The following is a 25,563-nucleotide window of genomic DNA, read 5'->3' as shown; positions in this document are numbered from 1 at the left end:
ATGTTTAGGATAATCATATAAAAAATTAACAAGTTTTCTAGATTTATATTAAAAGTTTTCTTACTAGCTTCCTTGTAGTCTTTTTCTGTTATTTTTAAGATTTTTCTGGTATTCAGAAGGATAACAGCCAACTAATTCGGTAAATAGTTTTGTAAAATGCCTGGTACTGTAATAGCCGACTAGTTCGGCTACCCTTTGTACATTGTTTCTTGGATCTGCTAACAGTTCCTTTGCCTTTAAGATGCGGCTTGTCGTTAAGTATTTTGTAAATGTAGTCCCCATTTTTTTATGAAATAACGTGCTTAAATAATTTGGGGTAACATGCAGTTCCTGGGCAATTTGTCCAATACCAATATCATCCATATAATGTTCGTCAATATACATGATAACCTGTTCGACCAGGTGCTGGCTCCGGTCCTCTTCTTGAATCGGATCATTTAAAAGATTTTCACTACAATTCCGGAGAACCCCAATCCAATCAGAAGCCGTTCCATTTAAGTCAAGCTGGCAAGGAATGGCGACAGAAAGGAATTGTCTGAGGCTTGTTTTTACTTTATTAAATTCAATACCGGTAAACTTTTTTTCAAGATCATTTAATATTTTTAGAAAGTTTAATGAGACTCGATTGCTGTAAAATTCGGATAGTTTAATTAACATAGAGCTAAGCTGATATACCCCTTTTTGCTGTTTTATCTGCTTTAATTGTCCTAAAGTCCATTTTTGATTAATGCCGTAAACAGTTCGAAGTGATGATACGTCTCTAATTTCTTTTACTATATTTAGAGTGCCGCCTATTTTTGAAGATGAGCTTGAAATCATCGTAAGTGAGAAATCATCACTACAGTTAAATGGTAATATTTCTTCAATCTTTTGAAGGCATTTCTTTATCGCTTCTCCTCCATCTTGTATTTCTGACAGGCCCCATATTGTAATTAAAGCTAATTCTTTATTGGATAATGCGAACAATGCAAATCGTGTATTATTTGATTGGCAATCATTTATGATAGTTTGAAGTTGGGTGCAGAAATTTGTAACCCGCATTGTTCTTTCGCTTTCTTCTAAATGGCTATCAATATAAAAAATGGTCAATTGATAGTTTGAATTGACGAATTTCTTGGTTATTTCCTTGATCGTACAAAGTCCGTGAAAATAAGAACTCATTTCATTCTCAAATTCTCGATTTAATTTAGATAGATATCCTTGGCGACTATTTTTTGCTTTTTCAAGTCCAATATGTAATTCATCTGGGCTGACAGGCTTTAATAAGTATCCAGAGACACCAATATCAAGCGCTTCACGGGCATAACTAAATTCGGAGTATCCAGTTAAAATAATCCATTGAGTACAAGGTGACAAAGCTTGGACAATTTTTATAGCATCGAGTCCATTTAAACCAGGCATTTGAATATCAACGAAAGCAATATCCGGCTGCCAATTTTTTATTTTCTCGACCATTTCTGTGCCGTTTGCAGCCTCCTCAATCATTTGAATAGGAAATCGGCTCTCTTCTAGCATGCTTTTTAAACTAATTCTTATTAGCCTTTCATCATCTACTAGCATTACTTTCATTTTTCACACCCATTTCAGGAATTTGGATTATAACAATGGTTCCATTATGAATTGAGCTTGTAATTTGAAAGGACGAGGACGGATAAATAATTTTTAAACGCTCACGAACATTTGTAATTCCAATACTATTGCTTTCGAATATCTGGTCTGCATTAAATCCAACACCATCATCTTGAATACGAATTTCTAAATACTGCTCTTGTTCCTGTTTAATTACTTTTGCTGATATGTTCAAGGTACACGGGTGTGTACAAGGTTCGACACCGTGAATAATGGCATTTTCTACAAACGGCTGGATCAACAGTGTTGGAATTAGATAATTTTCTATTTGTTCATCAAGGTGAAAATTTACCTTTAAACGATCATCAAAGCGTAACTGTTGAATGCTGCAATAGCTTTTTATAAATTCAAAATCTGCTTTCAAGGTTGTCCAGTCTTCCTGTTTTAAGCTATAGCGAAGCATTTTACTCAGCGAGTAAATTGCATCTTCAAGTGTATTTCGATCCCCCATTCGATTTAAAGCGATGAAGCCATTGAGAGTATTGAATAAAAAATGGGGTTGGATCTGAGATTGCAATGCCCTAAACTCTGCATTTCGTTGACTTAGAACTGCTTTGTACTCCCGGTCAATTAGGTCGTTAATTTTATCTACCATACTATTAAAAGAGTTGCCCAACTGTGTAATTTCATCGTTTCCGCTAGCATGGACTCTTACACTAAAATCACCTTGTTCGACTTTGTTCATTCCTTTAATCAACTGTTTGAAAGGGTTTACAATCCGACGCGATAGAACAAAAAACAGCAGAAAAGTTAATAACAAGCCGGCGAAAGCAAAAAGAATCCCTGTCAGATACATCCACTTAACTTTCTTATTAAGCTCGGATTTAGATAGTAAAACGACCACCTTCCAGTTAGCAGGACGAATCATCTTTGAAACTAGGACATATGAATCATCTTCGCTTTTAATTGTTGTCTTCCCTTCTTGCAATTGTAACAACATACTAAATGGAAGCTGAGAGCTGGAATAAAATAATTCGTTATTCTCATTTAGGATCGCTCCATATGACTTCACATCAAAGTTTAAGTAATTAAAAAGCTGGTTTAGGACACTGGTGTCTGCATCCGCCATAATAACGGCAAGAGGAGCAAGGGACTCGGGATCCTTTATCAAGCGGGCCACGGAAAATACTTCTTCTGCAGCAGGAGAAGTCAAATAATCTTGCTTGTGTGCACTAATAAAGGCCGCTTTTCCATTTAAGGCGATTGTTTTTCTGAACCATTCCTGGTCCTTGTAGGGGTAATCAGGTACAGAGCTGGTTAGGCCCGCATTTTCGACATATACTGAATTGTCATTTGTCAATAGGATGGTGCCGGCATTGTCCTTTTGTAAATTTTGAAAGTAAGTCTGCAGGGAAGAAGAAAGTGTTTTTTCCACAAACCTTTTAGTGGATAGGTCGTTTTGCGGGTATTCACTGGATGCTTTTAAATTAAGTGCTTTCATCAAACTATTATTAAAATAAGGAACAATTGTGAGTCTCTCTAAATCATCCAAATAGGTTTCTATATTCCGAGTGGCCACGGTTAATGTATTCTCTGTTAATGCTTGAGTTTCTCTTTCAATCAAATGCTGATAATAATATGGAAGAATAAAAGAAAAAATCAGAATGGGAACAAAAATGGTTAAACCATAAAATATTGTTAACTTAGATTGAAGAGACCGTGTTTTCATTTTTATAAACTCCTTTATTTGTATCAAGGATAGGTAATTATTAAAAAATTGTCAATATTAAAAATGAGCGCACTAAGTGTAGAATTAGTACATATGAAAGCGATTTCCGGAATGTTAATCTATATATTAACAACAAAGTACTTACGTAAAAAACAAAAACAGGGGGAATAAAAATGAAGAAGAGTCTTGCACTAGTCCTGATTATGCTTTTATGCATCGGATTGTTTGGCTGTTCGAATGATGGGACGAAGAAGACAAGTACTAGTAATGACAAAGTGAAATTGACCGTTATGTCAAACACTGCTGATCAAGGGATGAAAAATGCTTTGACAGAGGTGGTAAAAGCATTCGAAAGTGAAAATCCTTCAATTAAAGTAGATTTGCAATTTCCGTCAAACTATGAAAATCTCTTAAAGATGAAAATGGCATCTAACGATTTGCCAGATTTATTTGACACTCACGGCTGGGCCATTAAGCGCTATGGTGACTATTTAGCTGACTTAAGCGAAGAAAAATGGGCTGTGGATTTATCTGATACAATCAAACCGGTTATTACAGATAAAGACGGAAAACTATATGTTCTGCCATTAAATGAAGCTAAAGAAGGAGTTCTTTATAATGTCGATGTATTAAACAAATATAACATCGATATTCCAAAAACATTTGATGAGCTTGTCGCTGCCTCCGAGAAAATGGTAAAAGAAAGCAATGGTGAAGTGTACCCATTCTATTTTGCCGGATTAGACAATTGGACCATTGGACAATATTTTGATTACTTTGCTACTCCATTATTAATCAGTGCAAAAAACAATGACGCGGAGGCATTGGAAAACGGGACGTTTGATTGGTCAAAATGGACCTTCCTTCCAGATAACTTTAAGAAATTGTATGATAAGAAGCTTATTAACCAAGATATGTTAACAGCAAAATATGTAGATGAGGCTAGATTGTTTGCTGAAAATAAATTGGCCTTTGCCCTTCATGCGCCAGCATCAATTGCTGATGTGAAAAAAATAAATCCGAATGCAAAGATGGGAGTTTTCCCGATTCCATCGATTCATGGTGGGGATGAGGCAGCATTCGTCGGTGGTGAACGCTTCACTTTAGGTCTTTGGAAAGATACAAAGCACGAGAAAGAAGCAAAGAAATTATTAGAATTTGTTGCAAAAGCAGATAACATTAAGAAAATTTCTGATACCACACTTGCCCCTGCACCATTCAAGAGTATTTCTGCAGGCGGAGAGTTTGCTGAATACTACGATAAATATAAGGATGCTAGAGTTTTCCCATATTTTGACCGTGTATTCCTTCCAAATGGGATGTGGGATGTAATGTGTACCCTTGGAGAAGATCTAATTGCAGGAAATATTACTCCAGCTGACTATTCGAAAAAGATGGAAGAAGAGGTTAATCGACTTAATAAGAAATAAGAAAAGCACTGGAGCTGAACAATTCTCAAAGTCGATACAATATTTATGTCATAAAAAAGGGGGGAGTTTCTCCCCTTTTTGTAATAATGAAAGAAAGGGGACAGAACTAACATGCAGAACGAAGTCAGTCATACAAGCAGCCAATCAACCATTCCTAAAGAAACTGTCTCCCCTAGGCAGTTGATCAATAATAAGAAGAAATCCATTTTTTTGATTAATTTAATGTATTTACCGGCACTACTGCTTTTCAGTATTTTTATATTTTATCCTTTTGTAAAAGGAGTCATCATTTCCTTTACAAACTGGGATGGCTATTCTCAAACATCCAGCTGGATTGGTTTTGAAAATTATAAGCGCATGCTAACAGATTCAAATATTTTTACCGTTATAAAAAATACACTGATCTATGGATTAGGGAGCACCTTCTTTCAAAATTTGATTGGGCTTGGATATGCGCTTTTATTAAATAAAAGCTTGAAAACTAGAGGTTTAACAAGAACCATCATCTATTTACCAGTCATTATCAGCCCGCTGATTATGGGGTATATTTGGTATTTTATATTCCAATTTAACGGGGGAGCTCTGAATGACATTATCCTTCTTTTTACGGACAAACCGATTAATTTACTTGCGATGCCGAATGTAAATGTATGGCTTATAACATTTGTTAATACCTTTCAATTTCTTGGTATTGCCATGACCATTTACCTTGCGGGGCTGCAATCGATTCCACATGATTATTATGAAGCTGCACAGCTAGACGGGGCTTCATCTTTTAAAAGGTTTATCCATATTACATTGCCAATGCTTGCACCATCGATCACGATTAATATCGTGTTAAACGTCATTGGCGGACTTAAGTTATTTGATGTGATTATTGCGATGACAAACGGTGGACCAGGATATGCTTCACAGTCGCTGTCAACGATGATGTATCAAACGTACTTCGCCAGACAGGATGCTGGGTATGCAGCGTCATTAGGAAATCTCATGTTTATCATGATCAGCTGTATAAGTTTATTCGCACTCGTTTATTTGAGAAGGAGGGAGATTACACGATGAATAAAAAGAGAAATCTAATTATTGTTACATCGATCATAATTAGTATTTTTCATGCCATCCCTCTCTATTTACTAATGAGTACGTCATTTAAAAGTGATAGTGATTTGAGCTCAAAGTGGCAATTTCCAAACTACTTATATCTTGATAACTTTAAAAATGCCTGGGAATATGCGCATCTTGGTAAAGCCTTTTTTAACAACATTGTCATTACCGTTATTTCTGTGATTCTAGTGATTATTATTGGGGCTTGTGCATCCTATCCGCTTGCTAGGTACCAGACAAGGTTCAACAAGGTCATGTATATCATTTTCATATCTGCCTTGATCGTTCCTCCGTTAACCATCCTTGTTCCGCTTTATAAATTTATTATAGACCTTGGGGGCTTAAATTCATATTGGGCGATGATTGTGTTAAATGTAACGTTTAACCTTCCAATCACAATCTTTTTATACACAGGATTTATCAATACGATTCCCCGTGAGTTAGATGAGGCTGCAATGATTGACGGAGCTTCGCGAATTGGGTTGTTTTTCAAAATTCTCCTTCCATTATTAAAGCCGGTGACCGTGACGGTTGTTATTCTTACCGGCGTTGCAATCTGGAACGATTATCAGTTTTCTGTTTTCTTCTTGCAAGATAGTGAAAGGTTGACGATTACGGTTGCTTTATCCCAATTCTTTTCTCAATTTAATAGTAACCTAGGTTGGGTTGCGGCTGGTTCATTATTGGGGATGCTCCCGCTTACGATTCTTTATTTGTTTCTGCAAAGATACTTTATTCAAGGATTATCTGCAGGTGCTGTTAAGGATTAAAATCAATGATGGAAAACAGATTTGAAAACGATTCAAACAAGGAGAGATCGAGATGTTCAGAGTGCCGGTTAATACACAATCTTCTGGATTAGTCCGTTACAATGAGGACACAAAAGAGTTTCATATTCAGGGGAAGGATTTTAGCTATATATTCAACATTTTAAGAAATAAGCAATTGGGCCATATCTATTATGGAAAGCGAATCCATCATAGTGAATCCTACTCTCATTTAATTGTCATCGAGCCAAAGGCAACTAGCTCCTGCGTTTATGAGGGGGACTTAGCCTTTTCTCTAGATATGTTAAAGCAGGAATATCCTGCTTATGGGACAACGGATTATCGTGAACCCGCCTATCAAATCCATCAAAAAAATGGAAGCCGCATTACCAACTTTGAATACAAAAGTCATCAGATCTATGATGGAAAACCAAAATTAGACGGGCTTCCAGCTACATATACAGAAAACGGCGATGAGGCGGTAACACTTGAAATTACGCTTCATGACAAGCTGATTGATATGGACATCATTTTGCTTTATACCGTTTATAAGGAATTAAATGTTCTTACACGAAGCACGAAATTTATTAATCATGGCAAGCTTTCATTGGACCTTTCCAGAGCGATGAGCACAAGTGTTGATTTCTTTGATTCTGACTTTGAGATGATTCAGCTTTCAGGTTCGTGGGCACGGGAGCGGCATCTGTTGTCAAGACCTCTTCGTCCTGGGATACAAAGTATTTCAAGTACAAGAGGTACAAGCAGTACGCAGCAAAATCCTTTCGTGGCATTAAAAAGAAAAGAAACTAATGAGCATATTGGTGAGGTATTTGGCTTCAGCTTTGTATACAGCGGTAATTTTTTAGCACAAATTGAAGTGGATCAATATGATGTATCGCGTATTATGATGGGTATTCATCCTTTTGATTTTAATTGGAAACTTGAAAGTGGCGAGAGTTTTCAAACACCGGAAGTGGTCATGGTTTACTCCGATCAAGGCATAAATGGGATGAGCCAGACCTATCATAAATTATACCGGACACGCCTTGCTAAAGGAGAGTGGAGAGATAAGACAAGACCAGTATTAATCAATAACTGGGAGGCTACTTATTTCGATTTTGATGAAGGAAAAATTCTTACGATTGCAAACACAGCCAAAGACCTTGGCATCGAGTTATTTGTCCTCGATGATGGATGGTTTGGGAATCGTGATACCGATAAGACTTCACTTGGAGACTGGTATCCAAATATTCAAAAGTTACCAAATGGAATTGTTGGTTTAGCGGAAAAAATCACTAAATTAGGGTTGAAATTCGGCTTTTGGTTCGAACCGGAAATGGTATCGAAAGTAAGTGAACTGTACAGCCAACATCCTGATTGGATTATCCATGTACCTAATCGACATTCCTCACATGGTAGAAATCAATTTGTCCTCGATTTTTCACGGAGAGAAGTAGTCGACCATATTTATGAGAGGATGTCTGCCCTATTAAGAGCGGCACCTATTTCTTATGTGAAATGGGATATGAACCGTTATATGACAGAAATCGGTTCAGCGGGCCTGCCTGCAGACAGGCAAAAGGAGGTCCCTCACCGGTATATTCTAGGAGTCTATGATTTATATGATCGCTTAACGAGTGAATTCCCACATGTTTTATTTGAATCCTGTGCGAGCGGAGGAGCAAGATTTGACCCGGGTATGCTTTATTATGCTCCGCAAGCATGGACGAGTGATGATACCGATGCAATCGAACGATTGAAAATCCAGTATGGAACATCAGTCGTCTATCCGTTGAGTTCCATGGGTGCTCATGTTTCTGCGGTTCCAAACCATCAGGTGAAGAGGAGCACTAGCCTTGAAACTAGGGCGAATGTGGCATACTTTGGCATGTTCGGTTATGAATTAGACGTGACGAAAATGCCTGAGGAAGAAAAGCAACAATTAAGGAAACAAATTAATTTTTATAAAGAGAATAGAGACATTATTCAGAATGGAACATTTTATCGCTTAAAAAGTCCATTCGAAGATGCTGGGAATGTCACTGCTTGGGTCGTTGTTTCGCAAGATCAAAAACAAGCGATAGCTGGTTATTACCAAGTACTTGCCAAACCAAACCCAGGATATTCAAAACTACTATTGAAAGGACTGAATCCTGATTATCAATACAAGATTGAAGGGAAAGTGGGCAAGCGCTTTGGCAATGAATTGATGAATGCAGGAATCATTATGGATGGTGAATATTCAGGTCTTGACGCTGAAGGAATTGATTTCGGTGGAGATTTTTCTTCAAGAATATTTAAGATGGAAGCTGAAATATAAAATTATCCACCTTAAAAACGAAAAGAAATGGCCTGTTCTTATAGGACATTTCTTTTCGTTTTTTTTAGGTGCCATTGGACAGCTTTGCATTAATTTTTGAAAGTGATAATGTGTGTATAACTGTTATATACTTTCTTTCCGCCCGCTATACGGTAACTGCGAATCTTATATTAATATATTATCCGCTTTTGTAATTTTTTATTTGTATATCTTACTGACTTTCCATTTTTGATTGTGGCTATCTTACTATACTTTCCATTCTTGGATGTAGCCCGGAATAACTCATAACCATTTGCTCCCGTAGAAGGTGACCAAGACAGCATATTAGAAGTAGAGTTAATTTTTTTTTGCCTGAAAACGGGAAGGCGTCGGTAATTGGGCTTTGCCACTAGTAATACTTGAATAGAGGCCAAAAACTTTCTTTTCACTTACCAAGCGATAGGCCCTGACTTTGTAATAATACGTTGTTCCCGTTGTAACCTTACTATTTATATAACTTACCGTGCTGCCATTCGCTATCGTTATTAGACTGCCGTAAGGACCATTCTTTGTTGTTGAACGATACACTTGATCCGCTCGCACCATTTAATTTTGACCATTTTACCAGGATTTTATCGTAGCCTTGGGAATTTGCCTTTACTGACGTAACCTGTGCTAACGTAGGCTTGCCGCTGACAATCGAGGAAAAAGATCCATATACTCGCTTCCCATTTACGAGGCGATAGGCCCGAATCTTGTAATAATAATTGGTCCCTGTTGCCAAACTGGTGTTTGTAAAACTTAACGTACTGCTATTTGTTATTGTTTGAACAAGTTTATAGCTTCCATTGGCTGAAGAAGATCGATAAACCTCATATCCCATTCCGCCCATTACTTGTTTCCAGGTTAGTTTAATCTGGTCATACCTAACGGCCGAAGCTTTAACGGAAGTTATGGTATCTCAACGGGGTGCAGCACTTACAACATTAGAGTAATCACCATAGATGGTCTGGCCGTTAGATTCATATAAGGCTGCAACCTTAAAATAGTAGGCGGTTCCGGTATCCAAATTATTCATAATAGCACTTGTAGTATTACCGGATACAACCGAAACGGGGCTGTAAGATCTATTTTTAGATGTAGCCCTGTAGATTTCATATTTATTAGCTCCGATTACCGGAGCCCAGGAAAGTTTTAACTGGTCATATCCATTATTAGATACTGTAACCTTACTTGGTGTAGAAGGGTTTTTGATAAACTTTGCATATAAATTCATATCTGAGTCTACGCTGGTTTGGTCTGAAAATAATTCTTGGAAGCGTGTATCTTTATACCAGCCTGCAAATGTATACCCTGGTTTTTCAGGGATTTAGGTAGATCAAAAATCTGAACCGTATCGGTATATCACTCTGTGTAAAACCTGATCCCCGTCCATGTACGTTACAGGATAGTAGGCCACCTCATAAATGGGATATTCGACAACATTATCAAAAAATCTGCTCCAGCCCTGAAATACATATCCTACGAGCAGGGTCTTTCGGCGCCTTGGCGGTTCCTCCATGAGCAACCCTATCTGTCTTTAAAATCTCCCCATTATGGTCCTTGAACACTACATCATAAGCTTTAAGTACGGTGACGCTAAGGTTGATTGACATCGTTTTATATGAAATTTTAACAGATTGGGATCCGGAGGTACCATTGTTAAAATGGTTAATCATTTCTGGTGTTACCTATACCGCTTGCTTATTTCCATAGGAAGTAAGTACCTTAATGGCACGGTAGCAGTTTACAGGGAGAAGCGTTACCAGCACTTCTCTTTTTTATTTTATATCCATGATACCCCATAATATTACGGTTTAAAAGGGAACATTGGGCTTGGCGGGTTAAATCTTGAAATCTGCGGGAATCCGCAGAAAGATGGCGGGATTGCCTGCGAAGTCGAATAGAACAGTAGGTCAGAAATGGTCATCGTATAAAATAGCGCTTTCAATGTAGAAATGGGGCAGTTAAATTAACTGAATATTTATATTAATCTTATATTAATACACCTTAGAAGGTTGTGCTGAAGAAAAAAATAGAGGGAGGAGAAGGAATAATTAAGAAGGAGAAAAAATGTATGTCTGTTTTTGCTATGTGCTGTTTTACTTTTGAACACATTTAGTTTTCAAAGCGTTTCGGCGGACACTGAAAAGGACAAATTGCCTCTTCAAAGCGCGGTGGGAGAAATTGATTATAAATCGTATGTATCCCAATTTGATTTAAAGTATGACAAATTAATGAATTTGCCAAGAAACGGGCTGCCAGTAGGAAATGGTAAAATGGGAAGCCTCGTTTATGCGACCGATTCGCAGCTCAAGTACTACTTGAATAGGGTCGACATTTTCCAAAGCGGATCGAGAGGGCCAGCTGAAGCAGATGACTGTTGCACAGCCGGTGATGTGGATATTAATTTTTGGGGGGCTGTATTCCCGAAGGATAACGTAAGCCAGCATCTTTCTTTTTATGAGGCAGAAGCCACCGTTGCTGGACCAGAAGTTACCTCAAGTACAATTGCTTGGAGCGATCATGATGTTATGCTAGTCCGCGTCCACGACAAGCGTAAAGGCAACAATACCGTAACGGTTGATTTGAAAGCCGTTAATCCAGACAAGACCGAAGTGAAAAGGCTTGGGGACAAAATCGTTTTAAAGCAAGTTTTTGACGTACCAAGTGATACCGGCATAAAGGAGAATGATCATTACAATGCTTCGGCTGTTGTCATCAGCGTGCCGGATGAGGATGCTGCTATTTCAGTTGAAAACAAGAAAATTCGGCTGAACGCCCATCCTGAAAAAAAGAAATACACGGTGCTAATGGCGAGTGCGTCAACATTTGATCGAAATGAGGATGTCATTCAAAAGGCTTTAAATGAGCTGAAATATGCTGAAGAGCAAAACTATGAGAAAACTCGTAATTCCCACACGAAGTGGTGGCGCGAGTACTGGTCCAAGTCTTTTATTGAAATTGACAATAAGCCAGAACTGATTGAAAAGTGGGTGACCTTCTTTTCCCTGCGTTATTGTCCTTAAATTTGTCAAAATTTATTCTTTACAAAATAATCAATATTAACCAGGAAGGAGATTAACTGATTTGAAAAAGTATTATAAGTTTGCTATTTTTACAGTCCTTTTGTTTGTTTACATGTATATATCCTTAGATTCCAAGGTTTATGCAGCTGATATTGAATACGCAAAAAGAGGTGCCGGAACAATGGGGTGGCATGCCACACAGTATGGTGGCAGTTTTACCGAGGAAAGAATGAAGGCGAATGTTGATTGGATGGCCGAGAATTTCAAGGATTTTGGGTACGAATATATCGGTATTGATGGGTGGATCAATGATGCAACAAATCATAATGAGAACGGATACATTGTAAGTTATAAAAAATGGAAAAATGATTATGCATATTGGGCGGATTATGTACATTCTAAAGGATTAAAATTGGGTGTTTACTATAATCCTTCATGGGTGTTGAAATCTATTGCTGATGATGAGTCGATTAAAGTAGTGGGAACTGACATTCCGATTAAAAGCCTCGTTCATCCTGATGATCCAAGTAAAAATTTCCAAGATTGGTATATGATCGACCCGAATAAGCCAGGTGCTGAGGAATATGTTAAAGGAATGGTTGAATATTACAAAAGCATCGGAGCTGATTTGCTTAAAGTTGATTTTATTCGACTTTTCGATGATGCATATGGATCTAAAGCTACGGAAACCTTTTATCGCTGGATGAGGGAAGCAGCTGGTGATGAAATCATCTTGTATTATGCCAACCAAAAAAATCGTAATCATGCAGAAGCTGAAAATAAATATGCAGACTTAATTAGAGCTAGTGAGGATTTCAGACAAGATATATGGTATCACACAAGTGTCCGAAATAGAGGTCAAGTAAAGGATAATAGTTGGCCGCCAGCTTACAATCTTTTTGACGGATTTGTATGGTTGTCAGACATAAGTGGACCAGGAAAGGTAGCTCTTGACGGAGATTACAGCGTTCTTAGTACTAGTACAAGCGATGCAGAAAAGAAATTCAGAATTAGCTTGCTAGCAATGGCTGGAAGCAGCATGAATATCGGTGATAATTACCAAAATATTGGCTTTAATGACGTCTATTATAAAAACTGGGAAATTACTGAAATGAACAAGCGAGGGTTTATAGGAAAACCGCTAGTTCGAGATGTTAAAGATCCATTAAGCCAGATTTGGAAAGGTCAACTAACTGACGGTACTTGGATAGTGGGATTATTTAACAGGGAAGATACACCACAGGAAAGAGCAATCGATTTCCAGGCAGATTTAGGTCTTAGCGGTGATTATCTTGTAAGTGATATGTGGTCACATTCCGTCATTGGCACCATGTCATCATACAAGGAAAAGATTGAACCGCATGGAGTTAGATTAATTAAAATATCCAAATTATCGATGGAACCTTACGGTGGATTTTTAACTGAACCAAAAACAGTTAAGTTACAGTCTATAGATTCAACAGCAACAATTTACTATACAATTGATGGTAGTGAACCAGATGCTAACTCTCTTTTATATACTGGACAAATTGTTATCGATAAACCTACTACACTTCGTGCAAAAGTTATTGAAGCTGACGGAACAAGCTACGAGGCTTCCGCAAAGTTTGTTGCACATAAGCAACATCCGTTGGCAGAAGTTGCAGCTGGGATAACATCGGTACCTAAACAGGAAAGGGATGCGGTATCACTAACAATGCCGGCTGTGCCAAACGGATATGATCTTGTGATTAAGAGCTCTGATCGACCGGAAGTTATTAAAACTAGCGGAGCCATTCAACCTCCCATTGTTGATACGACCGTTAACCTAGTATTTGAAATAAGAAGAATTTCCGATGGTCTAAGAGCTGATACCAAGAGTTTCGCGGTAACTATTCCAGCAGGCAGCCCTGGTCACGTAAGAAATACCTATGATGCTACCTTGGCGAAATTAAATGGTTCAGCGAAACTTGTCAGCTGTGCAAAATGCTCCGGAGGACAAAAGATTGGAAACATCGGAAATAATCCGAACAATTATGCAATCTTTAATGTACAAGTTCCGGCAGACGGAGCGTACAATTTGCAGCTCGAATATTTAACAGGCAATGAAAGATCATTTTATGTAAGTGTGAACGGAGGAGAAGGAACGCCAATCACATTAAATGGTCCAGATTTTAATACACCTTTAATGGCTCCTAATATGATGGTAAATCTTAAAGCAGGATCAAATACTGTAAAAATATATAACGATTCGGCCTATGGCCCGGATTTGGCTAGTATTTCCATTAATTTTATACACCCGGATTCAATTGTTTCAAACATAACATCCATTACGGCACCGCAAAAAGGTGATGTTTCTTTAACTTTACCGGAAGTTCCTGCTGGATTTACAATTGCGATCAAGAATTCTGACCATCCTGATATAGTTAAAACGGACGGAATGATACAGCCTTCCAATAAGGACACTAAAGTAATCCTAGTTTTGGAAGTAACGAGAATTTATGATGGTGAGAAGGCAGAAACAGGGGAGATTCAAGTTATTGTACCTGCGAAGGAAATAACTATTCAATCATTACGTGACACGATTGAAGGCTATATTAAATCAGGAGATTTAACTGGACCACTTGTAAATCAGTTGAAAAATAGATTGGATCAGGCGGAAGAGTACTTTACTAAAGGTCAGCACGAACAAGCTGTGAAGAAAATGCAGGATTTCCTGAAACATTTAGAAAACGAGCCGATGCAGCGTTACATTACCAAAGAAGCCGGATCAAATCTCAAATCAGATGCACAATCTTTGATTGAAGATTGGGGAAGCTTAAACCGTTAATACAATTTTTCACTTGAAATTGAGTATAAAATTTAGGGTCTACCACGGTCATTTGGATTGTGGTATTTTTTTTATAGATATTTTTTGATAAAAACCAACATTGGGAAGCATTCAAGAATAAATACGGAGCTAAAATTCGCCCGATCGTAATAAAGGAGGTTGAGAAATTTCGCGATTGTGGAGATATAAAAAAGGGATTTAAGCTTTTTGTGTGCGAAGGTTGCCACGATGTGCGTATGGTTCCTTATCGTTGTAAAGGACGTTTCTACACCACCTGCTCTGTCGGAGAGAGTGAAGAGTGGAGTCGGTTACTTACAGAAGATGTGCTTCAAGTTAACCATCGACATGTAATTGTTACGATTGATGAAGGATTGCTGGATGTATTTCTACTGTATCGACATTTATATTCGCTAAACAAAAAAGGACCGGGCGGTTTTTGCCCGGTTTTTCTTATAGGTAAATATTCCTAGGTAAATTTAAGTATAGAAAAGAGCTTCTGAAGTGTAGAAATGGGTTGGTAAATATTAAAGAAAATTCTGATAAAATATCAGTAAAAGCGTTTCCTTTAATAGAAACTCCTAATCGGAATCCAGAGGTTTTATGAATCTACCAATTAAATAGAAAGGGAAACTAATTTCGGCAGAAGAATCTAAGGAAGAGGTATTTCAAAGAAATTATGTTCAATTAAATTAAGGGAGGAAACAAATGAAACGAGCAAGTTTAAACCGTTTACGAAAATTGTTTACAGCAACGATTGTTGCAACAACGATTTCGAGTCTCTTCATTGGTAATTTGACAATAAATGCATCCTCAAGTTTTACAGCTCCACAAGCAGTGAACGATCACTTAATGCAAGATGATTGGTCAAACCTGAAAAGTATCCTTTCGGAAATATACGGCTCAATCACAACCCCACTTAAAATTGCGGATGTCAGTAAAGGCAACTACACACAAGGACAACTCATGGGTAACGGTGACATCGGTGCAATTGCCGCCGGCGTGTCCACAACCACACAACAGTTTTACTTCGGCAAGAATGATTTTTGGGGAACTTTACACGCACAAGCAACTTCAATAAAGGATAATCAGGGAATTTTATCAGGCGGTGGTCTTGATATTAGACCGACAACTGCAGCTGGCAGCAAAGCTTCGTCTGTTTTTAACATGAAACAGGACATACTGAACGCTCAGGTTATCACCAATATTCAGCTTAAAAACAATGAAGGCTATGATACTACCATTGAAATGAATTCATGGACTGCCGATACTGACAATGTATTTGTTACCGAAGTTACAAACAAAGGTGCAGGTGCTGTTACTCTTAACACGAAGCAATGGGTACCAGCAATGGCGTATGCATCTGCGAGTGCTACTGATTTAACAGATGCAAATAAGACCTATCCATATACTGGTGGAATAGAAGGAAGCAGCTCAAACCCTATTCTTTGGACAACTCGGGATACAAATGCGGGTGACAATGGCAATACTTCTAACTTTAGAAGTAGAATGGCAACCGCAACAACGGTTGTAGGTACTGAATTAACGAATACGCAAGAAAAAATCGAAGCAAATAATTATTTTGATAATAATAAGGGCAAGTATTATGACTCTCTTGGTGAGTCAGGAGATTTTACCGTAGAGGCTGATTCAACCGTTTACTTGGTTACTTATTTTGCAAGCAGCAGTGGAAACTACAAAAATATTAAAAGTGTTTCAGACGTTCAAGCAGATTCCATAAAAGGGATTTCCGCTTATACATCCGAAAATTCTATTTTGCAACTTAAAAAGGATCATCAAGAATGGTGGAAAAATTACTGGCTTAAAAGTTATTCACAGTTTAATGATGCCGAATTAAATAAGTACTATTATGGCTCCCTTTACATTCTTGGCAGTTCGAATCGACCAACCAGCCCGAATGGGAAAGTAAACGCACAAAATCTCCCTGGCTCCATGTACGGCTCTTGGATCCCAGGCGATAACATGGGATGGGGCGGGAGATATTTCCTAAACTATAATCAACAAGCGCAATATTATGCTTCAGGAACAACCAATAGGATGGAAACAGCCATTCCTTTTAATCGGGTAATCGCTTATGACCTGCCTTGGCAAATCAACAATGCCGCGAATCAAGGTTTTGATGGGGCGGCACATGTAAGAACGCTTTCCCCGTTCCATCTTATGACAGGTGACCAGCCGACACCTAGCTCAAAGTCTTCTAAAAAGACATATGCCTTTAATGCAGGATCAACAGATCAGAAGTCAAACGGGATGTTTGCAGCGGTTCCGATGATTTTTTACTACGAGTATACTCTGGACGAGGATTACCTGAAAACAGTGCTATACCCACACCTTAAAGAATTACTTACTTTCTACAGCTCATATGTATTAAAAACAGATGATGGCAATGGTCAATACCATTATTCCATTATCGGCTCATCGATCCATGAAGGTGATGCCGCGGATATTAATCCTGATTTGGATATTGGCGCTATTAAATTTATGGCCAAATTTTTAATGGAACAAGGTTCAAAAATTAACGAAAATAAGACCACACTCGACAGATGGCAGGACCTGTTCGACCATACTTATTATCCTGAAGCGATGCTGCCAAAGGGAACTTTTAACTCAGCGAATAATAGCAATTTTGTACCCACGATTATCGCAACGGATTACCAATCGCCAAATCAGGCGCACGTTGACATGATTGAGCCTGGAGATCAGCCTGTTGAACTTGAGGGGGTTGTATTCCCGTTCCAAAATGAACAGCTGCTGGACGGTGACAAAGAAATTCTGCAAAAGGTATTAAATACGCTTGAATATATGAATTCTTGGTCTGCTGTTGGATTCTCCGGCTGGAGCAGCCAAAATAACGGTTTCCCTAAGGTCTTTCCAATAGCCGCAAGAGCGGGCTGGCCCGCTGCTGATTTAATAGTTAAATTTAAAACGGCATTAACTGCAAAGGTTCGAAACACAAATCTCACCTATTTACAGAGCGGGGGAGCGTTAGAAACAATTGGAGCAATGGAGGGTTTAAACTCCATGCTGATCCAAAGCAGTACAACCCCAAGCATGCCAAGTACCCTTTCGGTATTTCCGAACTGGGATATGACCAAATCTGTAAGTTTTGAGAGACTTGGTGCAAAGGGGAATGTGGAAGTTTCAAGTGCTTATGATGCTGCAACAAAAACGATTCCTTATGTCGATATTACAAGTAAACGTGATGGCAAAATTGCTCTCGTTAATCCTTGGTCAGTTGGTAAACCGGTGATTCAAGTGGTGAACGAGGATAAGTCATTAGGTGATTCTGTAAATTACACGATTAAGGGTGGAAAAATTATTTTTGAAGCTCAAAAGTCTTTTAGATATATGGTCATGAACGATCATTCCGATTTGACCAGACATGCAGCTGACATAACATTAGACAAATACTCGACAACACTTATCTACAATGGCGCAAATGGGGCAGATACAGGTAGTGTGAGGGCAGCCATTCAAGGTAATCCGAACGATACGGTTACCTGGACTTCATCAGATGAAAAGATTTTAACTGTTACAGGTAACGGGAATACAGCGACAATTAAAGCAGTGGGAACGGGTACAAACAAAGTTGCGAATGTGACCGTTACTGCGAAAAGTACACAGGATGCGGGAGTTACCCAGACCTTAAAAGTGAAGGTTGCGGATGCTTCAACGATCCCAACCAGCCTGAAATTGAACAGCCCGACTACAGCAACCATTTATGGACCAGCCAGCACAAGCGCTTCTACAGCCAAGGTGACAGGCACAAACAGATTACAGTTAACTGCTGCCATAAAGCCTAATAATGCCTATGATAAGAGTATTATGTGGACATCAAGCGATCAAAACATTGCAATGGTAGACAAAAATGGTTTAGTGATTGGACGTGGAAGAGGGACTGTCACGATTACAGGTACAAGCATGGCGAATCCAAGCCTGCCTCCAGTTAAAACTGTCGTCACTGTTACTACTATAGGAGACGATAACAGTGGTGATACAACACTGGCATCTGTTTTGTCAGCGGCAAAATCGATTTCAGCCTATATAGGAGACCGTACATCTGGCGGAGGTTTTACCCAGCAATCCAATAGCCCAAATTGGGAAGGGATGCAAGAAGGATTCCAAAAAGCTTATATGAACGCCCTGGGTGTAAAAGCAAAATACTCTGGTTATTCAACCGTCAATATAAGCAAAGATACAGCGTACTTTGCGGCCATCGCTTTAAATGAAGGCATCAGATCCATTGACCCAAGTAAGGCATTAATTATTAGTAATGTGGATCGGGCTGAACTAAAATCTGCCATCGATATTGCCAAGCAGTATACATCAGTAAATTTCGACACCATGGACGATTGGGCTAAGTTACAAGCGGCTCTAACTGTGGCAGAGGATGTTTATAATAACGCAGAAGCCACCCAGGAAGAAGTAGACAATGCCCTCGAACAATTGCAGTCTGCTATGAGCAAGGTATCCAAAATGCCAGTCCAAACGATTTCGCTCGCTCATCTTGGAAGCGGCACCTCTTTCTATGATAAGAATAACTCTGGTTATATTGCTTATCAATTAGGAGCTGTTGGTTTGGATTTGAATACAGATACTAAGATTCTGCCAGGACCAACCAATACAACAACTTTAGTGGCAAATACGTACCCAGAATTAGCCACGGAAAAAACATTAGAATGGACAGTAAAGAATCTTGTCGGATCAGATGTAGTCATTTTAGGTACTCCAAAGACAGGTGAAGGTGCGAAACTAACGATGCTGACCAGTACTGCTTCAGCGCAAGGAAAAGCGATTCAACAATTTGATTCAACTGTCACAGTAACAGCCAACCATGAAGGAGTAGCGATCGTAACAGCTACAAATAGGGCAAGTGGTGTTGCGGCAAATTATATCGTCACCGTTTCTGGCAACTCAATAAAATATCAAGAGGCCGAAATCAGCAAGAACCCTAATTCCTCGTATATCGGCAATGGAACAGGCGCTGACAAAGCCGTTAGCGGTTCATCATCTTCTGCCGGCAGTCTCGCAGGCAACTTAACTAACACGAAAGGACTGCAAATTGCAAAAATTGATGGTGGTGAAAATGGCGGTAATTACAACCTTGTTGTGTACTATGCCACTACAACAGCAAGAAATCTAACGTCAGGTATGCGCGCTTTAGCGATTAACATTAACGGTAATAGTTATAAGTTCATTACTCACGGTATGAGCTATAACTACGATTTCCCTGAGGTCGTACCGCTTATGGTAACAGTCCCACTGAATCCAGGGGAGAATACTTTACAGTTATTTGGTGATACCAGCCTGTCTAAAAATAACAATGCTCCAAATCTTGATAAGATTGGTCTTTCATCAGTTTCAGATTACACAGCGATAGCGGCAAATGTATCGGCGGCATCTGTATCGGCGGCATCTGCAGATACAACGACTTTTACAGCAACTGTTGCTGCAAGTACGACAGCAAATTTAAATAAAGTAAGAAACCATGTAACCTATCAAATCTTTAAAAACGGTCAACCAATTGGCGAGCCATTTCCTGTAAAGGAAACAGAAATAAAACCTGAAACTGGAGTTTCCTATCAATATGATAAGGATAATGAAAACATCATTCCGGCAGGAACAGGGCTCGTACTTCGTAACTACGAAGCAAGCATTAATCAAAAGGACTACCAGAAGCCTGGAACCTACACTGTGAAATTTACAGCTTCCGATGGTACAAATAACTTTGTGAGTGACGAGGTTAATCTTTTCACAAATGAAGGTGTTGACGATGTTACACCTCCGGTAACTGTAGCTGCGGTTTCACCGATCGAACCGAATGGTTTAAACGGTTGGTATACCCAGCCTGTAAAGGTTACTCTTACCGCAACTGATGATTTATCAGGGGTAGCAGAAACAAAGTACAGCCTTGATAACGGAAAATCCTGGGAGACTTACTCTGCCCCAATCACATTAGACAAGGATGCTAAATATACCATTAGTTACCAATCAATTGACAAATCAGGAAATATCGAGACAGTTAAACACCTAGATTTAAATATTGATCAGCGTGGTCCAACGATTACAGTTGAATCACCAATCAAAACGACTTATAGTGATGCGGATGAAATAACTCCAAAAATTTCTATAGTTGACGAGGTTTCAGGTGTTGAAAAGAGTAAGGCGGTTGTAACCCTTGATGGAAAGGTCATTCAAAATGGACAAAAAATCGCCCTTTATTCCTTGGCACTTGGATCCCATGAGTTAAAGGTAGTTTCCAGTGACTATGCGGGTAATAAATCGATTTACTCTGTAACCTTCCAAACTACAACGAACATTGAGTCAATTAAGGAATTGATTGAGCAATTCTATAATCAAGGTTTGATTGACAACCAAGGAATAAAGAACAGTTTACTCACTAAGCTAAACCACGAAGGATTAAAGGAATTTATTAACCATGTAAATGCACAAAGTGGTAATCACATTTCAATAGAGGCAGCGAATTATCTCCTTCGGGATGCGAATTACCTTCTCGAACAGAATTAACTTTTTAAAATCCTAACAGCAATTTTGGTGTTAGGATTTTTTCTACATAGCACTCATTCGATTTAATGTTGGCATTCAAGATTAAATTCATATTTTCAACATAAATCTTCAATTTCTTGTTAAATGAGCTGAAGGGAGGTGAGCTTTGTAGTGGGAATTGCAGCCGAAAGATCGCCGCCAAGATTCAATAAAATACAAATGTGAGCGAATACATCGGATGGTAAAAATGAATAAACAAACTACATGGGTTGGAGGAAAAATTAGAAAAATGCTGATTAATAGAAAATTCATTTCGATCGTGACGGTATTCTTACTTCTAATCACCCTGTTCCCGGCAAGCGGATTTACGATGGAATCCGCTAAATCAACGTCTGTTGGATTAACGGCTTCTGCCAAGGAGGTCACTAATTCTCCTACTTCAAAAGCAAATAAAAATTTAAAACTATGGTATGACAAACCTGCGCCCGATAACGATACCGGTTGGATTGATAATTCGATTCCAATGGGAAACGGATACATGGGGGTGAATTTGTTTGGAGGAACTGATAAAGAGCGAATCCAAATCACTGAAAACAGCACGCAGGATTCAAACAGCACGATTGGAGGACTCAATAATTTTGCGGAAGTTTTCCTCGATTTCAATCATAATGGGGCCGCTAATTATTCAAGGGATTTGGTGTTAAATGAGGGGGTTTCCCATGTTCAGTATGACTACAACGGAGTGAACTACAAGCGGGAGTTTTTCACCAGTTATCCCGACAAAGTCATGGCCGTCCGTTTAAGTGCATCCGAAAAGGGAAAATTATCATTCACCCTTCGTCCGACCATTCCTTACCTTACGACTTATCGCGAACAGCCTGGGGATAACCGCGGGAAAAGTGGCACGGTGAAAGCCGAACGTGACACCATTACGCTTTCCGGTGTTATGGAGTATTACAATCTCCAATTTGAAGGGCAGTTTAAGGTTATTCCTGACGGCGGAACGATGCAAACTCAAAATGACAAAAACAACAACAACGGCACGATCACTGTATCAGACGCCAACAGCGCCGTCATCCTTATTGCCGTGGGAACCAATTATGAGTTTAATAGTCAGGTAGTTTCGGCGAGTAACCGCTTGGATAAACTCAAAGGGTTCGCCCACCCACATGCTAAAGTAACAAAGTATCTTGCCGACGCCTCGGCAAAATCGTATGATCAGCTGCTTGCTGCACACCAAGAGGATTATCTTGGGCTTTATGACAGGGTCAATTTTGATCTGGGTGCTCCGGAGCCTTCCATCCCAACCGATAAATTGGTGGATGCTTATCGGAATGGGGATAGTAATCCGTATTTGGAAGAGTTAGTATTTCAGTTCGGACGTTATCTGTTGATCTGTTCTTCGAGAGATAACACACTGCCGCCTAATCTTCAGGGGATTTGGAATGTGTATCAGGATCCACCTTGGAGATCCGGTTATTGGCACAACGTTAATCTTCAGATGAATTACTGGCTGGCGTTTTCCACCAACATGCCTGAACTGTTTGAATCCTATATCGATTACCACAACACTTATTTACCAAGACAACAGCAATATGCAACCCAATATATCAATCAGTACAATAAATCTCAGCTCGACCCCGGCGGAGATAACGGATGGGCTTACGGCAACTCCTCATGGCCGTATAACGGCTCCGGAAAGGCGTCCCATTCCGGCTTTGGTACAGGCGCATGGACGGCAATGCTCTTCTGGGATTATTATGACTTTACCCGCGATGAAAAGCTGCTAAAAGATGTTGTTTACCCGGCGATTTATGGTCAGGCGAACTTCCTCTCAAGATTTGTACAAAATAATAACGGCAAACTGCTGGCAAATCCGTCTTCCTCTCCGGAAAATGCGGATAGCATGCAAACGATTGGAACGACCTTTGATCAGCAGACGATCTATGAAAACCATCGAAATACACTAAAAGCCGCGGAGATACTGGGCTATTCTAACAGCGTTCTTGATAAACTGAAATCCCAGCTTCCACTCCTTGATCCAATTATTGTCGGCAAATCGGGTCAAATCAAGGAATACCGCGAAGAAGAGTATTACGGTGACATTGGTGAATATAACCACCGTCATATCTCTCAACTCCTTGGTGTATTTCCGGGTCAATTAATTAATACCTCCACTCCTGCTTGGCTTGACGCCACGAAAGTTTCGCTGAAAGAGCGTGGTCCGGGCGGTACAGGATGGTCGGAAGCGGAAAGAATAGCGACATGGGCTAGAACACTGGACGGAGAACAAGCGTATTTCTATTACAATTACTTAATCAAGCGTCATTCGATGCATAATCTGTTTAATAATCACAGAGATTCGTATACGAACAGATTGTTCCAAGTCGATGGAAACTTAGGCGCTTCAGCGGGCGTTAGCGAAATGCTGTTACAGAGCAATGAATATGTAATTGCACCGCTGCCAGCCATACCTGAGAAATGGGCAAACGGCAGTTACCGTGGACTGCTTGCAAGAGGCAACTTTGAAGTTTCGGCCAAATGGTCCGGCGGACAGGCAGAACAATTTGAAATCCTTTCTAAATCGGGCGGAAACTTGAAAGTAAGATACGCCGACATTAAAGATGCGGTGGTCAAAACCTCCAACGGCGAAAAAGTAAGTTTCACCGTGGAAAATCGTGATCAGATCAGCTTTGAAACGAAAAAAGGTGAAACCTATATTTTTACCAGCATTCCGGCAAATACAAAAATGGAGGCTCCTTCTGCATTGAAGATTGATTATCATTCAGCAAATAAACTTACACTTAACTGGAAAGCCAGTAAGGATGCTGTGTCTTACAATGTATACCGAGCAGTTGGAAGCGCGCCGGATTATGAGCTAATTGCTTCAAATGTGCAAGGCACATCGTATACTTATCAATCAGCCGATCTTGAAAAAGCGGATCAATGTACGTTCCGTGTTACGGCGGTCGCGGCTAACGGACGCGAAAGCGACGGGGCAAGTGCGCTTATGCTGCAGCCTAAAAAACCGGAAAATGTAAAAGGTTACATGGCAAGCGGTACAGATCTCCAAATTTGGTTCGATAAGGTCAGCGAAGCGACGAGCTATAACGTTTACAAAAAGAGTGGCGACAATTACGATTTGGTATTAAATAGCCGTTATAATGTGCTGGTTGTTGAAAATGCTTCCGGCGGCGATGAATATTTCGTAAGTGCTGTTTCCGCCCGTGAAAGTGCAATGACACCTGTCGCGATTTCTAAAGAATTAAAAATTGACAACGTGTTCCTTAATAAACCGATTAAAGCCAGTAAGGATCCACATAGTGCACCATATCCATTTGAAAATATGGTTGATGGTGATACATCAACGCGGATGGCAACAAGGGATTGTACAGGGGTGCCGTGTGTCCTTACCACTGAAATTGATCTTCAAGGTGTCTATGAGCTGGACAATCTGATCATTAACGAATTCGTAGGCAGTGGTGAAAAAACTCGTTCGGATCAGACAACCGTAGAGCTGTACATTGATGGTAGCTGGTATACGGTGATTGACAAAAAGAGCCTGAACACAGACGGAAGTAAGAAGACGATTTTTGATTTACAAAAAAATAAAGGTTCCAAAGTTCGCATTACCTGGGCCAACACTGTTAACACGAAAGGACAGACCATTTATGAAGTATCAGGTTCTGGAACGACAGCTCCTGCAGACAAAAAAGGTCTGTTCAAGACACTGGTGAATGCGGATCAAATTGATACCACACCGATTGATACGGCCGATCCTTCCGTAATTGCTTTTATTAAAGCAAAGCAGGATGCCGAAAAGGCCCTAAACAATTTGTCCGTATCACAGGCCGCGGTTGACACAGCACAGGCAAGCCTGGAAAAGGCAATAGTAGATCTGAAGGAAACCATAAAGCAGCTGACCTCTTATACTTTTGAGTCGGTCCAAAAGCAGCTGAAACATTTTATGGAGACTGGGGAATTAAAGAAACCACTGGCTGATCAATTAACCAATAGCCATAAGCAGGCAGTTCATCATTGGGAGAATGGAAGAAAAGAAGATGCGATTACGCACCTGAAGAAATTCTTAAACCAATTGAATAATCCACCAATGCAGAAGCATATTTCTCCAGAAGCGGCAAAGTCGTTCTCTGAAGAGGTAAGTAAGTTAATTGAACTGTTGAAGAATCCTTAGATTTTAGGAAGGGGCACAATTGTTGTATTTTGACAATCGTGTCTCTTTTAAACAAAGCCTTACTAGGA

12 protein-coding genes and 1 pseudogene are annotated in these 25,563 nt (G+C 39.5%); 9 read left to right on the top strand and 4 right to left on the bottom strand.

What is annotated here, in order from left to right:
* Window positions 1-63: 63 nt before the first annotated feature.
* A complete protein-coding gene (locus ACFVSW_RS06070; protein WP_387313510.1) occupies window positions 64-1,569 on the bottom strand; it encodes a response regulator transcription factor in 1,506 nt (501 codons plus the stop codon).
* Window positions 1,547-3,298, bottom strand: coding sequence for a cache domain-containing sensor histidine kinase (locus ACFVSW_RS06065; RefSeq protein WP_387313508.1), 1,752 nt, complete (start codon window positions 3,296-3,298; stop codon window positions 1,547-1,549). Before ACFVSW_RS06065 ends, ACFVSW_RS06070 begins: the two co-directional genes overlap by 23 nt.
* Window positions 3,299-3,471: 173 nt before the next feature.
* Here ACFVSW_RS06065 and ACFVSW_RS06060 point away from each other — a divergent pair, with 173 nt between their 5' ends.
* From ACFVSW_RS06060 to ACFVSW_RS06045, 4 genes are all read left to right on the top strand, one after another.
* The gene (locus tag ACFVSW_RS06060; RefSeq protein ID WP_387313506.1) at window positions 3,472-4,728 is read left to right on the top strand and encodes an ABC transporter substrate-binding protein; all 1,257 of its coding nucleotides are present in this window, start codon (window positions 3,472-3,474) and stop codon (window positions 4,726-4,728) included.
* 111 nt (window positions 4,729-4,839) lie between these two features.
* Entirely contained in the window at window positions 4,840-5,790 is a 951-nt protein-coding gene (locus ACFVSW_RS06055; protein WP_387313503.1) for a carbohydrate ABC transporter permease, read from the top strand.
* Window positions 5,787-6,602, top strand: a complete 816-nt coding sequence (locus ACFVSW_RS06050) for a carbohydrate ABC transporter permease (RefSeq protein WP_387313501.1) — start codon at window positions 5,787-5,789, stop codon at window positions 6,600-6,602. Before ACFVSW_RS06055 ends, ACFVSW_RS06050 begins: the two co-directional genes overlap by 4 nt.
* 52 nt (window positions 6,603-6,654) lie before the next feature.
* Window positions 6,655-8,919, top strand: coding sequence for an alpha-galactosidase (locus ACFVSW_RS06045; RefSeq protein WP_387313499.1), 2,265 nt, complete (start codon window positions 6,655-6,657; stop codon window positions 8,917-8,919).
* A gap of 484 nt (window positions 8,920-9,403) precedes the next feature.
* On the opposite strand, the gene ACFVSW_RS06040 is transcribed toward ACFVSW_RS06045, so the two are convergent.
* Both ACFVSW_RS06040 and ACFVSW_RS06035 read right to left on the bottom strand, forming a co-directional pair.
* Window positions 9,404-9,790 carry a hypothetical protein gene (locus ACFVSW_RS06040; protein ID WP_387313496.1) on the bottom strand — a complete coding sequence of 129 codons (387 nt, stop codon included), beginning with the start codon at window positions 9,788-9,790 and terminating at the stop codon, window positions 9,404-9,406.
* A gap of 69 nt (window positions 9,791-9,859) precedes the next feature.
* A complete protein-coding gene (locus ACFVSW_RS06035) occupies window positions 9,860-10,267 on the bottom strand; it encodes an InlB B-repeat-containing protein (protein WP_387314098.1) in 408 nt (135 codons plus the stop codon).
* Window positions 10,268-11,045: 778 nt separating this feature from the next.
* Between ACFVSW_RS06035 and ACFVSW_RS06030 the strand changes: the two genes are divergently transcribed.
* From ACFVSW_RS06030 to ACFVSW_RS06010, 5 genes and pseudogenes are all read left to right on the top strand, one after another.
* Window positions 11,046-11,966, top strand: coding sequence for a hypothetical protein (locus ACFVSW_RS06030; RefSeq protein WP_387313494.1), 921 nt, complete (start codon window positions 11,046-11,048; stop codon window positions 11,964-11,966).
* A 61-nt stretch (window positions 11,967-12,027) separates the two neighbouring features.
* The gene (locus tag ACFVSW_RS06025) at window positions 12,028-14,775 is read left to right on the top strand and encodes an FIMAH domain-containing protein (RefSeq protein ID WP_387313491.1); all 2,748 of its coding nucleotides are present in this window, start codon (window positions 12,028-12,030) and stop codon (window positions 14,773-14,775) included.
* Between the two features lie 77 nt (window positions 14,776-14,852).
* A pseudogene (locus ACFVSW_RS06020) lies at window positions 14,853-15,179 on the top strand (transposase zinc-binding domain-containing protein); the annotation flags it as partial.
* A 301-nt stretch (window positions 15,180-15,480) separates the two neighbouring features.
* Window positions 15,481-21,321 carry an OmpL47-type beta-barrel domain-containing protein gene (locus ACFVSW_RS06015; protein WP_387313489.1) on the top strand — a complete coding sequence of 1,947 codons (5,841 nt, stop codon included), beginning with the start codon at window positions 15,481-15,483 and terminating at the stop codon, window positions 21,319-21,321.
* Between the two features lie 226 nt (window positions 21,322-21,547).
* Window positions 21,548-25,495: a glycosyl hydrolase family 95 catalytic domain-containing protein gene (locus tag ACFVSW_RS06010; protein WP_387313487.1), complete on the top strand. Its 3,948-nt coding sequence runs from the start codon at window positions 21,548-21,550 to the stop codon at window positions 25,493-25,495.
* Window positions 25,496-25,563 lie beyond the last annotated feature (68 nt).

It is taken from the genome of Neobacillus sp. NPDC058068 (assembly GCF_042885335.1).
GTDB lineage: Bacteria > Bacillota > Bacilli > Bacillales > Cytobacillaceae > Neobacillus.
Note: the sequence above shows the minus strand (reverse complement) of the source record. Positions and strands in the feature narration are given on the sequence as shown.

Coding starts and splice junctions, on each gene's coding strand:
- ACFVSW_RS06040 (WP_387313496.1), bottom strand. CDS start 9,790: ATGGGCGGAATGGGATATGAGGTTTATCGATCTTCTTCAGCCAATGGA.
- ACFVSW_RS06055 (WP_387313503.1), top strand. CDS start 4,840: ATGCAGAACGAAGTCAGTCATACAAGCAGCCAATCAACCATTCCTAAA.
- ACFVSW_RS06065 (WP_387313508.1), bottom strand. CDS start 3,298: ATGAAAACACGGTCTCTTCAATCTAAGTTAACAATATTTTATGGTTTA.
- ACFVSW_RS06070 (WP_387313510.1), bottom strand. CDS start 1,569: ATGAAAGTAATGCTAGTAGATGATGAAAGGCTAATAAGAATTAGTTTA.
- ACFVSW_RS06010 (WP_387313487.1), top strand. CDS start 21,548: ATGAATAAACAAACTACATGGGTTGGAGGAAAAATTAGAAAAATGCTG.
- ACFVSW_RS06015 (WP_387313489.1), top strand. CDS start 15,481: ATGAAACGAGCAAGTTTAAACCGTTTACGAAAATTGTTTACAGCAACG.
- ACFVSW_RS06060 (WP_387313506.1), top strand. CDS start 3,472: ATGAAGAAGAGTCTTGCACTAGTCCTGATTATGCTTTTATGCATCGGA.
- ACFVSW_RS06045 (WP_387313499.1), top strand. CDS start 6,655: ATGTTCAGAGTGCCGGTTAATACACAATCTTCTGGATTAGTCCGTTAC.
- ACFVSW_RS06050 (WP_387313501.1), top strand. CDS start 5,787: ATGAATAAAAAGAGAAATCTAATTATTGTTACATCGATCATAATTAGT.